Source organism: Pseudoalteromonas sp. Ld19, from assembly GCF_045064135.1.
GTDB classification, from domain to species: Bacteria; Pseudomonadota; Gammaproteobacteria; order Enterobacterales; family Alteromonadaceae; genus Pseudoalteromonas; species Pseudoalteromonas aliena.
The window spans coordinates 284666-305561 of record NZ_JBISHA010000021.1 but is presented as its reverse complement, the minus strand read 5'-3'; the positions used below and the strand labels follow the sequence as shown (position 1 = coordinate 305561).

Here is a 20896-nt window from a genome sequence, read left to right as displayed (position 1 = left end):
CTATATGATGCAGCCCCTATGCAAAAGGTGAAAATTCCCATCACTCTTCATCCAGGCAAAGCAGCGCAGCACCGTTTAAAGTATGACGGAATTGTACCGCTTGAAAAACTTACTCGTTTAGAGAAAGTTGTGCAGGAAGAAGTAGGTGAAATAGCGGTAAAAATTCATTGCAAAAACGACGATCAAGGTTTCGCTGTGATTAGAGGCAATTTGTCCACACACGTAACTGTAATTTGTCAACGTTGTAATGGTGATTTAGGGTTGGATTTGGTTCAAGACTTTGTATATTCACCAGTAGGTGAAGATACTGAGTTAGATATTTTTCCAGAAGACTACGATGAAGTAGCACTTGATGAAAATGGTGAAGTTAACATCTTTAATTTAATTGAAGATGAACTGATTTTAGCAATTCCATTAGTGGCTACCCACAACGAAGCTTCATGCAGTTATTCAGCAAAGCCTGCCAGCTTTGGTGTTTTAAAGGCGGAAGATGATAAACCTAATCCATTTGATATTTTGAAACAACTTAAGAAAGATTCTTAGGAGAAGACTATGGCTGTACAAAAAAGCAAAAAGTCTCGTGCAAGACGCGGCATGCGCCGTTCACACGATGCGATCAGTGGTCCAACTTTAACTGTAGATCAAACATCTGGTGAGACTCATCGTCGTCACCATGTGACTGCAGATGGTTACTACAAAGGCGTTCAAGTAATTTCTAAATAAGAGATTACTTATATGCTGAATCATCTAACCATAGCGTTAGATATGATGGGGGGCGATTACGGCCCCCGTTCATCTATTCCTGCTGCCGTTCATGCGGTAAATGTTCATGCCAATTTAACACTCATTTTGTGTGGTAACGAACAGGTTATATCTAAAGAACTCGAATCCCTCGATTCTTTATCTCACCCAAGACTTATAATTCGTCATTGCAGTGAAATTGTCACAAATGCATGCGAACCTGCAATTGCTGTGCGTTCAAAAAAAGATTCTTCTATGCGTGTCGCCCTTGATTTAGTTAAATCGGGTGAGGCTCAAGCATGTGTCAGCTCTGGTAACACGGGCGCGCTATTCTTTATGGCTCACTACGTATTAAAAATGCTGCCAGGCGTTAAACGTGCTGCACTCATTTCAGCGGTACCCACAGAGCGTAAAAACCCAGTATATTTGCTCGATTTGGGCGCTAATGTACATTGCGACGCCGAAATGCTGTATCAGTTTGGCATTATGGGCTCTGTAGTGGCAGGGCAAGCTCTGGGCACTGATAACCCTCGTGTTAGTTTATTAAATATCGGCGCTGAAGACATTAAAGGCCATGATGATATTAAACAGGCCGCACAATTAATGCAGCAAAGCCCCTACATTAATTATATTGGTTACAGTGAAGGTAGCGATATTTTTACAGGTAAAGCTGATGTAATTGTATGCGAAGGATTTGTTGGTAATGTTGCGCTTAAAACATGTGAAGGTATTGCTAAGCTTATTATGAATAAGTTTACAGCAGCACTCGAAAAACACATTTTATACAAATGTTTGGCGTTTATGTTGCGTCCAATAATAAAAAAACTCTATAAAAGGGTGAACCCCGACCAGTATAACGGTGCTTCTCTGATAGGATTGCGCGGTATTGTCGTTAAAAGCCATGGAAATGCCTCCGCTAAAGCATTTCAAGCTGCAATCGATGAAGCAGTTAAGGAAGTTGAACGTCAACTTCCTGATAAAATAGCTGCTATTTTCGAAAAAACACATTCTAAAGACACGGCGGTCAATCAATAATTGATGTGCCGTGTAATTCATTATTTATTTGTTTAATTAAAAAGAGCAAAGTATGGCACAAAAAATTGCACTTCTATTCCCAGGTCAAGGCTCGCAAAGCGTTGGCATGTTACACGCGCTACTAGAGAGTTCAGAGAGTGCTAAAGCAACATTTGCTGAGGCATCTGATGCACTGGGTTACGACTTAGCAGAGTTAGTCCTTAATGGACCAGAAGAAAAACTAAATCAAACTCATCGAACTCAACCAGCCTTACTTACAGCGAGTGTTGCTATTTATCGTGATTGGTTAGCAGCAAACCCTGATACTGACGTTGTTATGGCAGGCCACAGCTTAGGAGAGTACTCAGCACTGGTATGTAGTGATGTTATTAGCTTGAGCGAAGCGGTTAAACTAGTTGAAAACCGTGGTTTGTATATGCAAGAAGCAGTCCCTGCTGGCATAGGTTCAATGGCGGCAATAATTGGCTTAGGCGATGAAGAAATTAAAGCAGCTTGCGCCGCGTCAGCCCAAGGCGACGTTGTTTCTCCAGTAAATTACAACTCCCCAGGCCAAGTTGTTATTGCAGGCCATAAAGCGGCAGTAGATAGAGCATCGCAAGCATGTAAAGATGCTGGTGCTAAACGTGCACTACCACTTTCTGTAAGTGTCCCTTCGCATTGTGAATTAATGAAACCAGCAGCTGATAAATTAGCTGTTGATTTAGCCGCTTTAACATTTAATACACCTAAGTGTGATGTAATTAATAATGTTGATGTAAAAGTAGAGCGTTGTGCTGATGCGATCAAAAATGCACTAGTACGCCAGCTTTATAGCCCAGTTCGCTGGACTGAAACAGTACAAGCATTAGTTGCACAAGGTGTAACGCAAAGCTACGAATTTGGTCCTGGTAAAGTACTAACAGGGCTGGCAAAACGAATCGATAAAGCAATGAACTGTGGCTCAGTAAACGATGCCGCTTCAATTGATGCAGCTAAATAAGAGTATATATAATGTCTAATTTATTTTCTTTAGAGGGCAAAGTTGTCCTCATCACCGGCGCCAGCCGTGGTATTGGTAAAGCAATCGCAACAACCTTAGTTGCACAAGGTGCAAAAGTTGCGGGTACTGCGACCAGTGAGTCAGGCGCTGCTAAAATCAGTGAATATTTAGGTGACAATGGTAAGGGCTATGCGCTAAACGTCACTGATCCTGCATCAATAGAGACAACACTTGCGGCAATAAAAGCGGACTTAGGTGACATCGATGTACTTGTAAATAACGCAGGTATTACACGTGACAACTTATTAATGCGTATGAAAGAGTCTGAGTGGGATGATATTATCGATACCAACCTAAGCTCAATCTTCCGTTTATCTAAAGCGGTATTACGTCCAATGATGAAGAAAAAGAACGGTCGTATTATTAACATAGGCTCAGTAGTCGGTACTATGGGCAATGCAGGGCAAGCTAATTATGCGGCAGCTAAAGCCGGTGTAATTGGTTTTTCTAAATCGCTTGCACGCGAAGTGGCTTCTCGTGGTATTACAGTAAATGTTGTAGCGCCTGGTTTTATTCAAACGGATATGACCGATGAACTCAGTGACGATCAAAAAGCAGCTACACTTGCGAATGTACCGGCAGGGCGTTTAGGTCAACCTGACGAAATAGCCGCTGCAGTTTGTTACTTAGCATCTGATGCTGCGGCGTATGTATCAGGCGAAACTTTGCATGTAAATGGTGCGATGTACATGGTTTAATCGTTATTTTACCTGTACTAAAACTAATTTAAGTTAAGTAGAGTAACTCAAAAACATTGAATTTTTTGTGAACTTGCTTTAAACATACTTGAAATCGCTGCGAAAATAAGCGATAAAAGACAAAACTTACTCTCAGAGGTTTGACCAGATAATTATTTATGGTCAAATCATTGAATCAGAGAATTATGCGGCGTAAACTACGCGGCAATCTGAAAATAACGCATTGGCGTTTTTAATAAAGGAAAGAAGAATGAGCGATATCCAAGAACGCGTAAAGAAAATTATTATTGAACAACTAGGTGTTAAAGAAGAAGAAGTTAAAAATGAATCTTCTTTCGTAGATGACCTAGGTGCAGATTCTCTTGATACTGTTGAACTAGTTATGGCTCTTGAAGAAGAGTTTGATACTGAGATCCCAGACGAAGAAGCTGAAAAGATCACTACAGTACAAACTGCAATCGATTACGTTACAGCTCACGCTGAGTAATTTATCGCACATTAAGGGCAGCATTCGCTGCCCTTAATCTATATATCCAAACCACCTCAAAGTTCATGATTCAAAACCTAGCCTTAACCGCCAATCTTAATTAAAAATTATTTTTGTTTGTGTTATGCATTTTTAATCTATTTTGAGACTAGTACTTTGAGGTAGCTTGGGTATGATCATCCACCTTATAAAAATATCCCTTATTGGAGGCAAACCGTGGCTAAACGTCGAGTCGTCGTAACTGGCTTAGGAATGTTGACGCCGTTAGGTAATGATGTTCAATCAACCTGGCAAGGCTTATTAGATGGTAAAAGTGGTATTCAAACAATAACTCACTTTGACACATCAAAATTTGGTACAAAGTTCGCTGGTTTAATTAATGACTTTGATGCATCGGCTTACATGCCAGCAAAAGATGCTAAAAAGATGGATTTATTTATCCAGTACGGTATTGCAGCGGGTGTTCAAGCCTTTAAAGATTCTGGTCTAGAAGTAACAGAGCAAAATGCAACACGTATAGGTGTTGCTGTGGGCTCTGGCATTGGTGGATTAACGCTTATAGAAGAAAACCACGTTAAACTATTAAATAGCGGTCCACGTAAGCTCTCACCATTTTACGTACCCTCTACCATTATTAATATGATTTCTGGTCATTTATCAATAATGCATGGACTCCGAGGGCCAAATATTTCTATTGTGACAGCCTGTACAACAGGTTTGCATAATATTGGTCATGCAGCGCGTATGATTGCATACGGTGATGCAGATGCAATGGTTGCCGGTGGTGCAGAAAAAGCAAGCACACCAATTGGTATGGGTGGCTTTAATGCGGCGCGCGCATTATCAACCCGTAACGATGATCCACAAGCGGCTTCTCGTCCTTGGGACAAAGACCGTGACGGCTTTGTATTATCTGATGGGGCAGGTGTTGTTGTCGTTGAAGAATACGAACACGCTAAAGCACGTGGCGCTAAAATTTATGCCGAGCTGGTTGGCTTTGGTATGAGTGGTGATGCGCACCACATGACCTCACCGCCAGAAGACGGTGCTGGGGCCGCACTGGCGATGGAAAACGCGTTAAACGATGCGCAAGTAAACGCACAGCAAGTGGGTTATATTAACGCACACGGTACATCAACGCATGCTGGTGATAAAGCTGAAACTGCGGCTGTTAAGTCTATTTTTGGTAATGCAGCTAAAGATGTAATGGTTGGTTCGTCTAAGTCAATGATGGGACACTTACTGGGTGCAGCGGGCTCTGTTGAGTCAATTATTTCGATTTTATCGCTTACAGATCAAAAAGTGTCTCCTACAATCAACCTTGATAACCCAGACGAAGGCTGTGATTTAGATTACATTGCGCACACTGCACGTGATGCCAAATTAGACTTTGCACTGTGTAACTCGTTCGGCTTTGGTGGTACTAATGGCTCGTTGCTGTTTAAAAAGGTATAATCTTTTTTAACAACGAACTAACTTATAAGAGCTCAGTTGTTTAACTGAGCTTTTTTTTATGCAAAAAATAATAAACCATACACAAACAATTATTACAGCACGTGGTAGCAGCACCATCAGCATAAGCGATCGTGGCTTAAACTATGGTGATGGCTTTTTTACAACGGCTAAAGTTGTTGATGGGCAAGTACAGTATTGGCCTCATCATAAAGCGCGTTTGATTGAATGTGCAGAGCGTCTGGGGTTTCCTGAGTTAGACTTTTATAGCCTTGAAAATAAAATCACACAGCAAATAACCGATCTGCAGCTCAGTGTGCTCAAAATACTGATAACCCGAGGTGAAGGTGGGCGTGGTTATGGTTTACCAAGTGAATGTAATATTACTATTTTATTGAGTGTGCTCGATTACCCCCGCAATTATAGTGCACTTGCTAAAAAAGGAGTCAGGCTTGAAATAAGCCCCATTAAATTAGCAGCTCAGCCTTATTTAGCGGGACTTAAAACACTAAACCGCCTTGAGCAAGTACTTATAAAAAGAGCGATGCAAACGCAAAACTGCGACGATGTATTAGTCCTTGATCACAATAACAATGTAATTGAAGCATCTGCCGCCAATATTTTTGCGATTAAAAATCATAAAGTATTTTCACCATTGGTTGATGAGTGCGGAATAAAGGGCGTTTATCTGCAATCGTTATGTGATAAATTGCCTGTTGAATTTAAACGCGTGCTAGTAGAAGACTTAACCCAAGCCGACGCCGTATTTGTGTGCAATAGCTTAATGGGAGCAGTGCCTGTAAAAAGTATTGAGCAACAGGTGTTTAATACAGCCAACAGCCATGCATTACTCACTAAATTATTAGCCAAGGAGGCTAAGTGTTAAAAGTTATTTTATCAGTGCTTTTTTTAGCTGTTATAACGACTGCTATTGGTTATCAGCAATTACAAACGACAATAAATACCCCTTTAATGGTAACGAATAACACCCAGTTTGAAGTTAAACGCGGCACTGGCTTTAATAAGCTCTGTAAGCAGTGGCAAGCTAATAATTGGGTAGATAGCTGCTGGCGTTATCAAATAATCGCAAAACTAGATCCAACACTCACCGATTTAAAAGCGGGACTTTACGCGCTTTCAAATACGAGCGTTATCGATAACATAAAAAAAATAAATCAAGGGCAACAAGTTAGCTTTAGTTTTACTATTATTGAAGGCCAAGCACTGCGCGATGTGTTAGCGGCGATTAAAAATACCACTAACTTAAAAAATGATTTAAACATTGAGCAACTAAGTCAGCAAGTATTGAGTAGCGATATACACCTTGAAGGGTGGTTATTTCCCGATACGTACCATTATCATAATAACGATACCGCAAGCAGTGTGTTAAAACGTGCAGCGCAAAAAATGCAGCAAACACTCGATGATGCATGGCAGCAACGGGCACAAAATTTACCTTATAACTCAGCTTATGAAGTATTAATAATGGCTTCAATTATTGAAAAAGAAACGGGGCTTGCCAGCGAGCGTCCGTTAATTGCCTCAGCGTTTGTAAATAGATTAAATACCAATATGCGCCTTCAAACCGACCCAACCGTAATATATGGGTTAGGAGAGAATTTTGATGGTGATATTAAACGCAAAGACTTACGTGACTACACACCCTACAATACGTATCGTATTAAGGGGTTACCGCCTACACCGATAGCCATGCCATCCAAAGCCGCTATTTTAGCCGCTGTTAATCCACCTCACAGTGAATACGTTTACTTTGTCGCAAAAGGTGATGGCAGTCATCAATTTTCAACCACGTTAAAACAGCACAATGCAGCAGTTAAAACGTATATATTAAATAAAAAGAATTAATTTTTTATGAAACCAAAATTTATCGTCATTGAAGGCCTAGAAGGCGCTGGTAAATCTACGGCAATTTCATTATGCCAAGATTTCTTAAACAAAAAACAGATCGACTTTATAAACGTACGCGAACCAGGTGGTACACCGCTAGCCGAGTCACTACGCACCCTTGTAAAAGCAGAACACACTGAAGAAATTGCATTCGAGACCGAGCTGTTAATTATGTATGCGGCACGTTCGCAGTTGATGCATAACGTAATTAATCCAGCGCTTGAGCAAGGCAAATGGATACTTGCGGATCGTCATGATTTATCGTCTCAAGCCTATCAAGGTGGCGGGCGTGGTATTAGCTCAAATACACTCGCGTCGTTATCGTCAATGGTATTAAAAGGACTAAAACCTGATTTAACTATTTACCTTGATATTGACCCTGTTATTGGCCTTGAACGTGCGAAAGGGCGAGGTGAGTTAGATCGTATAGAACAAGAAGCGATTGAGTTTTTTCAACGTACACGTATGCGTTACCTTGAGCTTGCTAGTGACGATAGTTCAATTCAAACAGTTGATGCAAATCAAGATATTGACAAAGTGCATCGTGATATCACCAACGTATTACGTACATTTTTTGAAGGGTTAAAATAACATGGCATTGCCTTGGTTACACGATACAGAGCAACGCTTAGCGCAAAGCTTTCGTGGCCATCGCTTTCATCATGCGCAATTATTTTGCGGGCCTATTGGTGTTGGTAAATTTGAGTTAAGTGATCAGTTAGCTAATGCACTATTGTGCCAAAATGTAGTGGCGCAATCAGCGGCTCCTAACAGCATTTTAGCCCCGTGCGGACATTGTAAGAGTTGTTCGTTAACACTCGCGGGTACACATCCCGATAAACGTTTAACGCAGGTAGATGGGCAAAGTATAGGCGTAGATGATATTCGGGGTATTAGTGATTTTATGCATCACTCTGCAGCGCAAAATGGCAACAAAGTTGTTGTCATCGAAAACTGTGAAAAAATGACAACAGCCGCAGCAAATGCATTATTAAAAACATTAGAAGAGCCAAGTAATAGCCGATTTTTAATACTGACCACAAGCCAAGCTGCGCAACTTCCAGCGACTATATTGAGCCGTTGTGCTAAAACCGATGTAAAAGTAACAAACACACAGCTTGCCCAGCAATGGCTTGAAGCATTGCAAATTACCGGTTATAGCTGGTTACCTCTTTTTTACAACCAGCCGTTACAAATAAAGCAGTGGCAAGAGCAAAATCAGCTACAAAGTATTGATATGCTCTATAAATTTGCAACTGAGTTTAAACAAAGTCATAATTTCAAAGCGTTAGTCGATATTATAAATAAACAGCCTGAGCTTGTTCGTATATTTACTTTGTTCTTAAGTGAGCAATTAAAGCAGCAGCTGTTGCAAGGTATGAACTTTGAAGCGTATCAAGTTGCGCAACAAGCACTGAGCGAGTTTTTGCAAAATAATACAAAGATCCTTGGCCTTAATTTATCGCTGGCAGTATCGCGATTAGCGTACATATTACGTAATCAATAAACAGGACTAAACATGCAAGAGCTATTAGTTGATATAGATGACCTCGATGAGTTATATCGCTGTTATATGCCTTATCTAAACAAAGGGGGCTTGTTTGTGCGAACGAATATGCGCTACGAAGCGGGTCATTCATTGGCGCTTAGAGTCACATTACCCGATGCACTAGAGGATGACGTAGTCACCGGTAAAGTATCGTGGATCACTCCTCAAGGCGCACAAAGTTCAAACCCGCCTGGCATAGGTATTAGCTTTTTAGATGATAAAACAAACCTAAATGCCAAGATCGAAAAACTACTGGGGACTATGTTAAACTCCGGTAATCCAACTTACACCATGTAGTAATAACAGGCTCAATTTTGATAGTAGATTCACATTGCCATTTAGACCGTCTTGATTTTGATAAACTCGATTTAAACCTTGACCAAGTGCTTGATAAAGCGCGCGCAAAAAAGATTGAACATTTTTTATGTGTAAGCGTAACACTTGATCAGTTTCCAAGTATGCTCGATAAAATTAAGCATTATGCTGATGTATCAGCCTCTTGTGGTGTTCATCCGCTTGATCAAAAAGACGCGCTTAATAAACAATTATTAACCGAACTCGCATCGCATGAAAAAGTAGTTGCGATTGGCGAAACAGGCCTAGATTACTACTACGCAAAAGACACACACGCAGTGCAACAAGCTAGTTTTGTTGGGCATATTGAAGTGGCTAACGAATTGCAAAAGCCGTTAATTATTCATACTCGTGATGCACGCGACGACACTATTAACTTAATGCGTGAGCATAAAGCTGAAAATTGCGGCGGTGTATTACATTGTTTTACAGAAGATTGGGATATGGCTAAAAAAGCCATAGACATGGGTTTTTATATTTCTATTTCAGGCATTGTTACGTTTAAAAATGCGGTAGAGCTAAAAGACGTTGTTAAAAAAATTCCACTCGATCGTTTATTAATAGAAACCGACTCGCCTTATTTAGCGCCAGTACCCCATCGCGGGCAAACTAATCAGCCAGCGTACGTAGAAGATGTCGCTTATTATATAAGTGAATTAAAGGGTATTAGTTTTAACGAGTTAGCTAAAGCGACGACTGACAATTTTTACTCTTTATTTAAATTAGCAGCTAAAGGCTAACCCTATGATGACTAAAACGGGGCAACTTCCTATTTTACTAATGGGGCCAATGGTGCGCCGTGCAGAGCAAGCGGGTGTGTGCATTCAGTTTGCTACATCCAAGCCTGCAAATTGTCGTATAGATCTTATAAATAACGAAAGTTACAGTGAACAGCAAAGTATTGCGCTAGGCGAACACTTATTTTTACACTTTGTTGTTATAAAACCTATAAACGAGCAGTTTCCTCTCGATACACAGCTCCCTTATGCGCTTTTTATCGATGGTAAGAGCATTGATTTATCTCATTGGTGTTTTGAAAATCAGCCAACTCCCGCGTTTATAATTCCCAATAAACTGACTGATATTTTGCATGGTTCGTGTCGTAACGCACATCACCCAGCAAAAGATAGTTTAGTATCGGCAAGTAAATGGCAAAATACTCAGCGCAGTAAGAATGAACAAGGTGCGCAGCTACTTTTGCTCAGCGGCGATCAGGTGTATGCCGATGATGTAGCAGGGCCTATGTTGTTGGTTATTTATCAATTAATAGATAAGCTTGGCATATATAAAGAGCAACCACTTGAGCTTGCTTTACCCAGCGATATAAACGAGCAGCTTTATAATAGGCATCATTTTTTACCTAAAACGCCTTGGCAAAATCGTTCTAAGTTAGGCGTAGGTTATTGGTTAAAAAAAGACGAACCGCACTTTTCAAGCGTCAAGGCTTACAATCACCTTATTTATTTTGAAGAATATATCGCGCTCTATTTGCTGAATTTTAGTGCGGCAGCTTGGGCATGTGTTGATCTAGAGAAGACGCAATATACGGGGGAAAATAATAAAAATCAGACTATTTTCAATGCTGAAAAAACGGCTCTAATTGATTATGCAGAAGGTTTGAGTGAGGTAGAGCGGTTATTTGCTAATGTATCTACGTTGATGATGTTTGACGATCACGATGTCACGGATGATTGGAATCTTACTGCTGGGTGGGAGCAAGCAATAAGTCAAAATAAAAGTAGTAAACGTATTGTGAGCAATGGCTTAGCCAGTTATTGGTTGTTTCAAGGAATAGGTAATGATGCACTCACTAAAACAAGCGCATTAATACAACCGTTCAAAGATAGCTTAGTTGATGAGGATGTTTGGCAATTTAAAGCATTTGACAAGTCCTTACATGAGTTTAACTACTGGCATTACGAACTAACTACAACACCTAAAGTTGTTGTGCTAGACACCCGTACACATCGCTGGCGTAACGAGTCAAACTTTAACGAACCGTCTGGTTTACTGGATTGGGCGCGTTTAACTGATCTTGAAGAAAGCCTGTTAAGTCACGAACAAGTTATTATTGTATCGCCGGCCCCCGTATTTGGTGTTAAATCAATAGAAGCGATTCAAGCCATGTTTAATATTTGTGGGCAACCGCTTATGGTTGACGTAGAAAATTGGATGGCACACGAAGGCTCGGCTAAAAAATTACTTGATACGTTTAGACGCACAGACACACCTAACGAAACACTTATTCTATCTGGAGACGTACATTACTCGTTCTGTTTTTCGGTGCAAAAGCGTTTTGGTGATCACCCCAACCGAATTTGGCAACTCACTGCCAGTGGCATTAAAAACGAATTCCCTCGTAAACTTATAAACGTACTTGATAAGCTCGACTCCATTTTATACGGTCCAAAAAGTCCATTAAACTTTTTTACAAAGCGCTGGCATATGGAAGTAGATAAACACCAAACTATAGATGAAGGGCAAAAATATTTAGTGAGTGATTCGGCTATTAGTTTAATAACCTTAGAGCAGGGGAATTTATCCCGCTACCAGCTTATCCATGGCGACGGGCATTTAACTGAGTTTGATTTAGAGCATAACTAAAAAGTATCCATGAACGTAAAAGCGTAGATTTTAAACGCCAGCAAGCTGTGGTCTACAAGTGAGTTTAACCACAGTGTTTAACTTTACCGGTAGATGTTGAGCTTGCTCACGTTAGAAGTGAAGCTTCTCATTACTTAAAACATTGGTCTCACCACCGAGAGTGCAGAGGCGCCTTGCGTTACACAGAGAAAAGCTAAGTTAAATTTGTTTGCAGTTACTAGGGCGTGTTGACCTTTGTGGATTGAAATTTGTTCAATCTAGGGACGATTTAATCGCGGCGCGAGGTTTGTAACCTAGTGGGCTAAGTAAAAACCGAGCAACAAAGAGTAAATTGCCCCTAGAAAGAACCCAAAGGGCAGCGCATGTTTGGCATTTATGCTGCGTTATCGCCTATTTATGGGGAATAACCACACTACATAGACTCTGCCTTGCCTAAATACCAAACAGTCTGCTGCAAAATCAATCACGAAAGGTCAACACGCCCTAGCTCCTAAAATTACTTCTCTTTTTCTTCTCCGTGCCCTCGTGGTTAATTTATTATTGATATACTAGCAAGTTCGATAGCGTTGCTTTTAGACGCAAGTAAATTGAACCTTAGCGGTAGACGCAGAGCTTGCCCGCGTTAAAAGCGCAGCTTCTAATCACTCTATATTAGGTAATTACTTGCCTTTGTATTTAACCATGCTCTTTTCGGTTTCGCTTGGGCGCAGGTAATTTATTGGTTAATATTGCTAAGCATAAAATAGTGATAAATAGCATTGAATTTGCGCCGGCCTGCAGTGAGTAGTCAACCGATGAGTGTAGTAGCATCGCGACTATGGCTGTGGCACAAGCAAAGGCCACTCCCTGAAATAGCGCCGTTTTACGCTTTCGCATCGTCGAAATACTCAACCATAAACAATAAAGCACAAGCAAACCAAGTAGTGATGTAGCGGGTATGCCAAGTTCGGCTGCAAACTGAACATAATCATTGTGAGCGTTATCATAGTAGCCAGAGTAGGGCTCAGATTGATACTGAGGGAACGCGGTATAAAACGTACCACCGCCGGCGCCTAAAAACGGATGATCTAATATAAGCGGAATTGAGTCGCGAACTACTTCGTCACGAGTTTCTGAATGTAAGCTAGTTTCAGTGATCCGCTGTTTTACTTTTTCTACATCAAATATGGCACCAATGATAATTAAATCAATAATAAAAAAACTAACAATGAGTAATTTGAATGATCGAGGTTTTTGTTTGTATATAAATAAAGCGAGTGCGCTTATTATCATCAGAGCAATAAAAAAGGCCGAGTTACCCATGCGGCTGCGGGTTAAAATAAGTGCAACAATAATTATAATTAAAGACACTCGCAATATAATTTTGGAACTTAATAATATTTCAGCCCAAGCTCGCATGGTTTGCTCAAAAGTTTGTTTATAATCACTATTACTTCTTTTTAACTCGCTGATCAAAACACCAATACCTAAACATAAGCACAGAGATAAATAGTTTGCTAAAAAGTTAGAGTATGTAAATGTCCCAATTGCACGATCAGTATGCTTATAACTAAACAAAGGGCTAACGATATCGGGTGACAGATTTAAGTAACTGGCATATAAGGCTTGGAATACACCCGCACAAATAATGGCATAAATGAGTTTTCTGATTCGAAGAGCATTATTACAGTAGATAAATATTAACCAGCAAAACAGTATCATAAAGCTAGTTTTAAGAAGCATTTGCTTTGTTTGAAAAGCATCTACACTGGTGCCTAATAACTGTATACCACACACCAAAACAACAACGCCAAGCACACTAAATAAAGGCCAAGCGTATAACGGAGGATAAAGCGCTTGCTTGTCGTTCATAACACTATTAACTAAGTGAGTGCAAAACGTAGCAGCAATTAAAATACCCATAGCTAAAATAGCCCAAGGCCTATAACTGCCTAAAGGGAGGGGAAGTAAAAAGAGTATGGTGCAGATACAAACGAATATGAAACGATTCAAAATAAACTCAAAAGCAAAAACGCAGCCTCAAGGCTGCGTTTATATTATTATTTAAGTAACGATTAGTTACCGACTTCAGAAATTCCAGTATCGCCACCAGTGCCGCCAGCACCTGGAGGTGTTGGAAGAGTTGGTAAACTTACAACTGGAGGCGCTATTTGACCAGGAGCTGGACCCGCAGCGGTCGCTTCAGAAGCTGTCGTGGCATCAATGCCAGCTGTAATTGCAGCAAGTGTAATGGTATCCGAATCAAATCCCGCCAAGGAAAGAGCGGCTAAAAAATCAGAAATCAACGGGCTGTCTGCACCAAAGCTTGCAACAACTGCATTAATCATCGCGTCAATATCGCTAGCACCACACGCCCCATTGAGAAGCTTTTCGTCAACCTCTACTTTTTCTTTATTTTTACAAATTCGTTTAATCGCTTCTACTAGTTCTGCTTGTAGTTGCTCAGGTGTTGTATCAGTTGTTACGTTGTTCAGAATAGCAAGAATACTGCTAATACTCGTTTCTTGAACGACTGCATCATTATCCGTTTGTGCATAGGCAGGTAAAGCAGTAAGTGCAAATGCACCGGTAACTAAACCAGCTAAAATTAATTTTTTCATTTCTCATCCCTTGATTGAGTATTAATTGCAAAATTTTAGCGCATCGGTGCAAAAAGTAAACTCTTTATTTACGCCATTATCATTAGATTTAATAATTTTGGACGGTGGCATAATTAAATTACCTTGTACACCATCACATCCCAAGCTTTCAAGTACTTTTAAAGTCTCAGGTTTTTCAATTAAACAGGTTAAAACCTTAATCCCAAAACCATGACAAATGTTATTAACGGTTTGAATAAAAAACTGGCTTTGGGTATTTGTTACTAAGTCTTGTATGTAACTGCCGTCAATTTTCACATATTCAACATCAAGGCCTTGTAAATACCTAAACGAGGTTAAACTAGTGCCAAAGTGCTCAATACATACATTGATGCCAATTTCTTTTATAGCGTCAATATGTAAAGACGCGATATGTACATTATGAAGTAAACTAATTTCATGCAGTTCAAATAATAGGTTCGTTTTGATTACCGGTTTGGTTTGCGCATACAGTGTTAGCCATTGTATAAAGTCGGTAGAGTATAAAGAGGCTTTACTAATATTTAGGGCAAATATGTCATCAGGGTGTTGCTCTTTAACATTGACAAAGTTACGGATTATTTTTTTATCTAGCTCTTCGGTGAGATTTAATTTTTCAGCCATGGCGAATAGGTGGCCGTTATTAACTTTCTCACCTTCGTGTGTAAAATGAGCAAACACTTCAAAATAACATTGTTTATCAGCCGAGTTAGCTTGCTTAACAGGTTGTACTGAAAAACAGACTTCGCCAGAATTTATAATAGATTTAATAAGTGCACGCCATTGGTTTACGCTTAATAAAGTATCTTTATCGATTTTATTAACGTTAGTGCCTTCACCAATCGTGCAGCCAGTATCGAGTGACGATAAAACGTCACCCATAGAAGCGCCATTATCAACTTGAATAAGTGCTAAATTTGCAAATCCATTAATATGTAAGCTATTTTCTTTTTGGCCAAACGCATCGGTTAACTCTAGACGGGCCTTATTTAAAAATAAGGTGTCGTAGGGAGCAAGTACAATAAAGGTACTGCCGTTTAGCCTAAATACCCGTGTATTTGATAAATCAGTAACGAGAGTTTTAAGCGTTGCGGCTGCATCAAGCACATGTTCGTCACCGTCTTGGTAGCTTACAGTTTGGTTTATATTAGCCAACGAGGGGAGTGTAAGCATCATCGCTGTAATTGGGGTGTCTTCACTAATAGCCCCTACAACAGAGTTAAAGTGATTTTCAAACGACTTTCGATTACCAAAACCAGTTAGCTGATCTATGTAGACCTCTTCGGTAAGCGCTTGGGTTTGCTTAGTTAAAGAGTCAAACGTACTTTGTAAATTTATAACCATATTATTTATGGCTTGGGTTACGGTGCGTAGTTCGCGAGCTACTGGTATTTCGTTGTTTAATGTAAAACGCTTGCGAGTAACTAACTTTGCTTGGTTTTCTACTGCTTTTAAAGGTCTAAATACAGCACGTAAAATTAAAAACGCAATTGCCAGTGAAGCCGCTAACAATAAAAACGAGCTATATAAACTACGTTGAGTATGCTGCCATAAAGTAAGATAAGACTGCCCAGTATGGCTAGTAACGTCAAGTGTTCCGGCCATCATCCAGCCGTTATTTATTTCTGAGTGCATAGTCGGCGCACTCAGTTTAACTGCACTAATAAACCAATTAGGAACCGATTCCACACTTTTTGGGTTTTTTAACTCAAACACCACATTATTTTGCACATCGGTAAATTTAATTTGATTATAATAGCCAGAGTCAAAAATAGCGGTAGCCATTGTTTGCGCAATCATTAAGCTCTCATCGTCTAGGTAGGGAGATATAGAGAGCCCCAAACTTGTAGCTGTATCTTGCGCGTGGCTTGCCATTTGAGTTTGTAAATAATTACGGGTGGTATCAACATCAGTAATTACACGTACAAAAAATGAGATCACTGAAATTAAAATGATCAAGCCGTACACTTGGGTTTTTAAACTTAATCCATATTTAAAAATTCGAGACATAACTACGAGTTCCTTTGTTGTTATTGTTGGCGGGCGCAAGCTCACCTTGTTCTATCCGTTCAAGCATAGTGTTCCAAGCAGATACACCACGGCTATTTTTAACCTTATTACCTAACCCTTTAGATTTTGCTAACCACAAACCTTGGCCATTAAAACTATATATAGGGGTTAAATCATTTCGTTTATTTGCAGGAAGTAATTTGGTATTAAAATTACCAAGCACAAAAGGTATTTGATTTGGTTGTTCAAAATAGATAAGCACCATGTGCGGTTGATTAACCGTACGTTGACGCACGTACATAAATCTGATTTTTTCTTCAGGGATACCTAAGGCAATTAAAGTAAAGTACTTTGCAATAACATAATCTTCGCAATCACCCATGCCTACACCTAAACTCTCCAGCGGGGTAGCCCAATAATCTTTTTTTTGCCAAAGCTCATCATCGGTTTTATATTTTATGTGCTTATTAAAAAAGTCGTTTACCAAATGAATTTTTTGCCACTCACTTTCATTAGCAGACTCGTCTATAAAGCTCAGCCAATTTTTTATTCTTTGATGACCATCATCACCATAAAACTGCTTGGCACGGGCTATTATATCGCTATTGCGCAAGTGTAAAAGCATATCTTGAGCGCAAGCAAAAAAGGAAATTAATATAATAATGCAAATTCCTACGCGCACAAACAAATCCCTAATAAGCAAACAGTGTCATTATAATAGCATTAGTTTTAGAAAGGTAGTTCATAAAAGCACTAAAATTCAATGTGGAAACATTTTTGCAACATAAAACAATCGTAAAGGGTGTTTTTTTTTATTGAGCGAATTAGTGTGTTGTGTATAATGCTCGCCCACAAGGTTGTGGTGCTAGTAAAGTCGACAGTATTTATTTTTTTGCGCGGCTTAAGTTATTTACTGTTTAAAGTAACTAAAAAGGAATTAAAGTGAGTGTATTAAAAGCAGTATTGCCAGTTGCAGGCCTGGGTACAAGAATGTTACCAGCAACAAAAGCAACGCCTAAAGAAATGCTTCCCCTCGTTGATAAACCTTTAATTCAATATGTTGTAAATGAAGCCGTACAAGCTGGAATTAAAGAAATAATACTTGTTACACATGCTTCAAAAAATTCAATAGAGAACCACTTTGATACTAGTTTTGAACTAGAAGCCACATTAGAAGCGCGTGTAAAACGAAGCTTATTAGATGAAGTGCGATCAATAGTCCCTAGGGGCGTTACTATTATATCTGTTCGTCAGTCAGCCCCATTAGGATTAGGCCACGCAATTTTAGAAGCTCGTCCTATAGTGGGTAATAATCCATTCGCAATTTTATTGCCCGACGTGATTATAGACCAATATAAGTCGAACCTAAAAACTGATAATTTAGCGCAAATGATCACTCGCTTTGAAACAACAGGCCATAACCAAATAATGGTTGAAAAAGTGCCTGCTGAGCAAGTCCATAATTATGGTGTTGTTGATCTAGCTGGCAAAACAATAATGCCAGGTGAAAACGCAATAATTAAAAATATGATAGAGAAACCTACTGGCGACGATGCTCCTAGCAATTTAGCTATTACAGGTCGCTACGTAGTCTCTCCAGCTATTTGGGATTTACTTGAATATACTCCCCCAGGTGCTGGTAATGAGATACAACTTACTGATGCGCTACTTCAACTTCGCCACCTAGAATCTCTAGAAGCTTACCACTTAAAAGGTAAGTCACATGATTGTGGTTCAAAGCTAGGTTATATGCTTGCAAATGTAGAGTATGCAATGCAATCGAGCGTTATGGGTGAAGAATTTACCAAACAAGTTAAAAGCTTAATGGCTGCAAGCATTAGTTAAAACAACAATGAATTCGTTAAAATTAAGGAATAACATGGCTATTAAAGTATTAAGTATTTTTGGTACACGTCCTGAAGCTATTAAAATGGCACCATTGGTTAAAGCATTAAAATTAGCTGAAGGCATCGAAGCAAAAGTATGCGTAACAGCGCAGCACAGAGAAATGCTTGATCAGGTGTTAGACTTATTTGAAATTACCCCTGAATATGATTTAGATATCATGAAGCCGGGGCAAAGCCTGTACGACGTAACAACAAATATTCTTTTAGGCCTAAAGCCAATACTTGAAGAGTTCAAGCCAGATTTAATTCTCGTTCATGGCGATACAAGTACAACACTTTCGGCAAGTCTAGCTGCTTTTTATCAACAAATTCCTGTTGGGCATGTAGAAGCGGGATTACGTACCGGCAATTTAGCATCTCCGTGGCCTGAAGAAGGCAACCGTAAATTAACGGGAGCAATTACCAAACTACATTTTGCGCCTACAGATACCTCCGAGCAAAATTTATTAAACGAAGGCGTAAACGCTGATGACATCATTGTCACCGGAAACACGGTTATAGACGCATTATTACAAGTAGTTGATAAAGTAAAAACGGACGAAACATTAATTCAGACTCTTCAAGCTAAATTTCCAGAATTGGATGAAAGTAAAAAACTAATTCTAGTAACCGGACACCGCCGTGAAAGTTTTGGTGGCGGGTTTGAGCGTATTTGTGAAGCCCTTGCTGAAATAGCCACAGCTCATCCAGAAGCGCAAGTTCTCTATCCAATGCATTTAAACCCAAATGTACGTGAACCGGTAAACCGTATCTTAAAAAATGTTAAAAACGTACAACTTATCGAGCCTCAAGACTACTTACCATTTGTGTACCTTATGAGCAAAGCACACATAATTGTAACCGACTCCGGCGGTGTTCAAGAAGAAGCGCCAAGCTTAGGCAAACCTGTACTTGTTATGCGTGACACAACCGAGCGCCCAGAGGCCGTAGCTGCTGGCACTGTTAAACTTGTTGGAACAGATAAAAACCGCATTATTAATGAGGTTAAAAACTTACTAACAAACCAAGCTGATTATGAAACGATGAGTCGCGCACATAATCCTTACGGTGATGGTAAAGCGTGTGAACGTATTATTTCAAAAATTAAACAGCACTTTAACGTGTAATAGACGTTTTACAGACTTATTTATATAGGATTTTATTATGACGATTAAAACAGTATCAGTAGTCGGTTTAGGATATATAGGATTACCAACAGCAGCCGTAATTGCATCAAGAGGGGTTAACGTTATTGGTTTAGATGTAAACCAAAAAGCAGTTGACACAATAAATGCAGGTGAAATCCATATTGTAGAACCAGATCTAGATATAATCGTAAGAGGGGTTGTGTCTACCGGTAATTTACGTGCAACGACCACACCAGAAAAAGCAGATGTGTTTATGGTGGCGGTACCTACACCATTTATACATAGCGAAAGTGGCGATCATAAAGCTGACTTAAGTTATATCGAGTCAGCAGCAAAAACAATTGCACCAGTGCTCGAAAAAGGCAACTTAGTTATTTTAGAGTCGACTTCGCCAGTAGGCGCAACCGAACAACTAGCTCAGTGGTTAAGTGAAGCCCGTCCAGATCTAACATTCCCACAAGACAAAGGTGATGCCGCCGACATTAATGTTGCACATTGCCCTGAACGTGTATTACCAGGTTATGTCTTACAAGAGCTTGTTTCAAACGACCGTGTAATAGGCGGTATGAGCAAAGCATGTAGCGAAAAAGCCGTAAAATTATACGAACTTTTTGTACGTGGTGAATGCATTGTTACTAATGCAAGAACAGCCGAAATGGCAAAACTAACTGAAAACTCATTTCGTGATGTAAACATCGCGTTTGCAAATGAGCTATCTGTAATATGTGACAAACTTAAAATTAATGTTTGGGAACTGGTAAAGTTAGCTAATCGTCATCCTCGCGTAAATATTTTAAACCCAGGCCCTGGTGTAGGCGGGCATTGTATCGCGGTTGATCCTTGGTTTATTGTAGCGAGTTGCCCAGATGAAGCTAACATTATAAAGCAAGCGCGCCTGACTAATGACGCTAAACCGTATTATGTTATTAGCAAAATAACTAAAGCGGCCGACGAGTTTAAACGTCCTGTTATTGCATGCTTAGGTTTAGCATTTAAAGCCGATATAGACGATCTTCGCGAAAGTCCAGCACTTCAAATCGTACAAGAGTTAGCTTCAAAAAATGTTGGTAAAATATTGGCGGTAGAGCCTAATATACATGAGCTTCCTGAAAAGTTAGCGTCAAAAGGTGTCGAACTTACCTCTCTTGATTCAGCGTTAGAGCAAGCAAATATTATTGTCGTGCTTGTTGATCATAAGCAATTTAAAGCAGCGGATAAAACCCAGTTTGCCACAAAAGTTGTCATTGATACTCGCGGTATTGTTTAAGAGATTCAGATGATTGCCTTTAAATCGATTAAAAGTGATGTATGTAAAGGTGCTTTATGCACCTTACATTTGGCTTTATTAAATAATTTAGCCGTATGTT

General features: G+C 39.7%; 21 protein-coding genes. 17 read left to right on the top strand and 4 right to left on the bottom strand.

Annotated elements, in window-relative coordinates:
• Positions 1–18 precede the first annotated feature (18 nt).
• From yceD to ACJJVZ_RS13195, 14 genes are all read left to right on the top strand, one after another.
• Complete coding sequence (yceD, locus tag ACJJVZ_RS13260) at positions 19–543, top strand: 23S rRNA accumulation protein YceD (RefSeq protein ID WP_077538266.1); 525 nt, start codon at positions 19–21, stop codon at positions 541–543.
• Positions 544–552: 9 nt separating this feature from the next.
• Entirely contained in the window at positions 553–723 is a 171-nt protein-coding gene (gene rpmF / locus ACJJVZ_RS13255; protein WP_002962381.1) for a 50S ribosomal protein L32, read from the top strand.
• A 12-nt stretch (positions 724–735) separates the two neighbouring features.
• Positions 736–1776 (top strand): phosphate acyltransferase PlsX, encoded by a 1041-nt coding sequence (gene plsX / locus ACJJVZ_RS13250; RefSeq protein ID WP_405601123.1) that lies wholly within the window; start codon positions 736–738, stop codon positions 1774–1776.
• 52 nt (positions 1777–1828) lie between these two features.
• Positions 1829–2755, top strand: a complete 927-nt coding sequence (gene fabD, locus ACJJVZ_RS13245) for an ACP S-malonyltransferase (RefSeq protein WP_405601120.1) — start codon at positions 1829–1831, stop codon at positions 2753–2755.
• 11 nt (positions 2756–2766) lie between these two features.
• Positions 2767–3513, top strand: a complete 747-nt coding sequence (gene fabG, locus ACJJVZ_RS13240) for a 3-oxoacyl-ACP reductase FabG (RefSeq protein WP_077538263.1) — start codon at positions 2767–2769, stop codon at positions 3511–3513.
• 250 nt (positions 3514–3763) lie between these two features.
• A complete protein-coding gene (gene acpP / locus ACJJVZ_RS13235; RefSeq protein ID WP_002962377.1) occupies positions 3764–4000 on the top strand; it encodes an acyl carrier protein in 237 nt (78 codons plus the stop codon).
• Between the two features lie 216 nt (positions 4001–4216).
• Positions 4217–5455, top strand: coding sequence for a beta-ketoacyl-ACP synthase II (gene fabF / locus ACJJVZ_RS13230; RefSeq protein WP_077538262.1), 1239 nt, complete (start codon positions 4217–4219; stop codon positions 5453–5455).
• Positions 5456–5513: 58 nt separating this feature from the next.
• Positions 5514–6338 carry an aminodeoxychorismate lyase gene (gene pabC, locus ACJJVZ_RS13225; RefSeq protein WP_405601116.1) on the top strand — a complete coding sequence of 275 codons (825 nt, stop codon included), beginning with the start codon at positions 5514–5516 and terminating at the stop codon, positions 6336–6338.
• A complete protein-coding gene (gene mltG / locus ACJJVZ_RS13220) occupies positions 6332–7318 on the top strand; it encodes an endolytic transglycosylase MltG (RefSeq protein WP_405601114.1) in 987 nt (328 codons plus the stop codon). The genes pabC and mltG overlap by 7 nt, the downstream gene beginning before the upstream one ends.
• A 6-nt stretch (positions 7319–7324) precedes the next feature.
• Positions 7325–7951 carry a dTMP kinase gene (tmk, locus tag ACJJVZ_RS13215; protein WP_077538260.1) on the top strand — a complete coding sequence of 209 codons (627 nt, stop codon included), beginning with the start codon at positions 7325–7327 and terminating at the stop codon, positions 7949–7951.
• Between the two features lies 1 nt (position 7952).
• Positions 7953–8867: a DNA polymerase III subunit gene (locus tag ACJJVZ_RS13210; RefSeq protein ID WP_273048945.1), complete on the top strand. Its 915-nt coding sequence runs from the start codon at positions 7953–7955 to the stop codon at positions 8865–8867.
• Positions 8868–8879: 12 nt separating this feature from the next.
• Positions 8880–9206, top strand: a complete 327-nt coding sequence (locus ACJJVZ_RS13205) for a PilZ domain-containing protein (RefSeq protein ID WP_077538258.1) — start codon at positions 8880–8882, stop codon at positions 9204–9206.
• A gap of 17 nt (positions 9207–9223) precedes the next feature.
• Entirely contained in the window at positions 9224–10003 is a 780-nt protein-coding gene (locus ACJJVZ_RS13200; RefSeq protein ID WP_273048947.1) for a TatD family hydrolase, read from the top strand.
• Between the two features lie 4 nt (positions 10004–10007).
• The gene (locus ACJJVZ_RS13195) at positions 10008–11867 is read left to right on the top strand and encodes an alkaline phosphatase D family protein (RefSeq protein ID WP_405601109.1); all 1860 of its coding nucleotides are present in this window, start codon (positions 10008–10010) and stop codon (positions 11865–11867) included.
• A 675-nt stretch (positions 11868–12542) separates the two neighbouring features.
• Here the strand turns inward: ACJJVZ_RS13195 and ACJJVZ_RS13190 are convergent.
• From ACJJVZ_RS13190 to ACJJVZ_RS13175, 4 genes are all read right to left on the bottom strand, one after another.
• Positions 12543–13859 (bottom strand): O-antigen ligase family protein, encoded by a 1317-nt coding sequence (locus tag ACJJVZ_RS13190; protein ID WP_405601107.1) that lies wholly within the window; start codon positions 13857–13859, stop codon positions 12543–12545.
• A gap of 62 nt (positions 13860–13921) precedes the next feature.
• Complete coding sequence (locus ACJJVZ_RS13185) at positions 13922–14467, bottom strand: hypothetical protein (protein ID WP_405601105.1); 546 nt, start codon at positions 14465–14467, stop codon at positions 13922–13924.
• 21 nt (positions 14468–14488) lie between these two features.
• Positions 14489–16495, bottom strand: a complete 2007-nt coding sequence (locus tag ACJJVZ_RS13180) for an EAL domain-containing protein (protein ID WP_405601103.1) — start codon at positions 16493–16495, stop codon at positions 14489–14491.
• Entirely contained in the window at positions 16479–17177 is a 699-nt protein-coding gene (locus ACJJVZ_RS13175) for a transglutaminase-like cysteine peptidase (protein ID WP_405601101.1), read from the bottom strand. Before ACJJVZ_RS13175 ends, ACJJVZ_RS13180 begins: the two co-directional genes overlap by 17 nt.
• Positions 17178–17437: 260 nt before the next feature.
• Between ACJJVZ_RS13175 and galU the strand changes: the two genes are divergently transcribed.
• Genes galU through wecC form a run of 3 tightly spaced genes read left to right on the top strand, consistent with a single transcriptional unit; the run spans position 17438 to position 20796 of the window.
• A complete protein-coding gene (gene galU, locus ACJJVZ_RS13170; RefSeq protein ID WP_405601099.1) occupies positions 17438–18340 on the top strand; it encodes a UTP--glucose-1-phosphate uridylyltransferase GalU in 903 nt (300 codons plus the stop codon).
• A gap of 34 nt (positions 18341–18374) precedes the next feature.
• Entirely contained in the window at positions 18375–19508 is a 1134-nt protein-coding gene (gene wecB, locus ACJJVZ_RS13165; protein WP_182701338.1) for a non-hydrolyzing UDP-N-acetylglucosamine 2-epimerase, read from the top strand.
• 37 nt (positions 19509–19545) lie between these two features.
• Complete coding sequence (wecC, locus tag ACJJVZ_RS13160) at positions 19546–20796, top strand: UDP-N-acetyl-D-mannosamine dehydrogenase (RefSeq protein ID WP_405601096.1); 1251 nt, start codon at positions 19546–19548, stop codon at positions 20794–20796.
• Positions 20797–20896: the final 100 nt, after the last annotated feature.

Coding starts and splice junctions, on each gene's coding strand:
- yceD (WP_077538266.1), top strand. CDS start 19: ATGCAAAAGGTGAAAATTCCCATCACTCTTCATCCAGGCAAAGCAGCG.
- rpmF (WP_002962381.1), top strand. CDS start 553: ATGGCTGTACAAAAAAGCAAAAAGTCTCGTGCAAGACGCGGCATGCGC.
- plsX (WP_405601123.1), top strand. CDS start 736: ATGCTGAATCATCTAACCATAGCGTTAGATATGATGGGGGGCGATTAC.
- fabD (WP_405601120.1), top strand. CDS start 1,829: ATGGCACAAAAAATTGCACTTCTATTCCCAGGTCAAGGCTCGCAAAGC.
- fabG (WP_077538263.1), top strand. CDS start 2,767: ATGTCTAATTTATTTTCTTTAGAGGGCAAAGTTGTCCTCATCACCGGC.
- acpP (WP_002962377.1), top strand. CDS start 3,764: ATGAGCGATATCCAAGAACGCGTAAAGAAAATTATTATTGAACAACTA.
- pabC (WP_405601116.1), top strand. CDS start 5,514: ATGCAAAAAATAATAAACCATACACAAACAATTATTACAGCACGTGGT.
- tmk (WP_077538260.1), top strand. CDS start 7,325: ATGAAACCAAAATTTATCGTCATTGAAGGCCTAGAAGGCGCTGGTAAA.
- ACJJVZ_RS13210 (WP_273048945.1), top strand. CDS start 7,953: ATGGCATTGCCTTGGTTACACGATACAGAGCAACGCTTAGCGCAAAGC.
- ACJJVZ_RS13205 (WP_077538258.1), top strand. CDS start 8,880: ATGCAAGAGCTATTAGTTGATATAGATGACCTCGATGAGTTATATCGC.
- ACJJVZ_RS13195 (WP_405601109.1), top strand. CDS start 10,008: ATGATGACTAAAACGGGGCAACTTCCTATTTTACTAATGGGGCCAATG.
- ACJJVZ_RS13185 (WP_405601105.1), bottom strand. CDS start 14,467: ATGAAAAAATTAATTTTAGCTGGTTTAGTTACCGGTGCATTTGCACTT.
- ACJJVZ_RS13180 (WP_405601103.1), bottom strand. CDS start 16,495: ATGTCTCGAATTTTTAAATATGGATTAAGTTTAAAAACCCAAGTGTAC.
- wecB (WP_182701338.1), top strand. CDS start 18,375: ATGGCTATTAAAGTATTAAGTATTTTTGGTACACGTCCTGAAGCTATT.
- wecC (WP_405601096.1), top strand. CDS start 19,546: ATGACGATTAAAACAGTATCAGTAGTCGGTTTAGGATATATAGGATTA.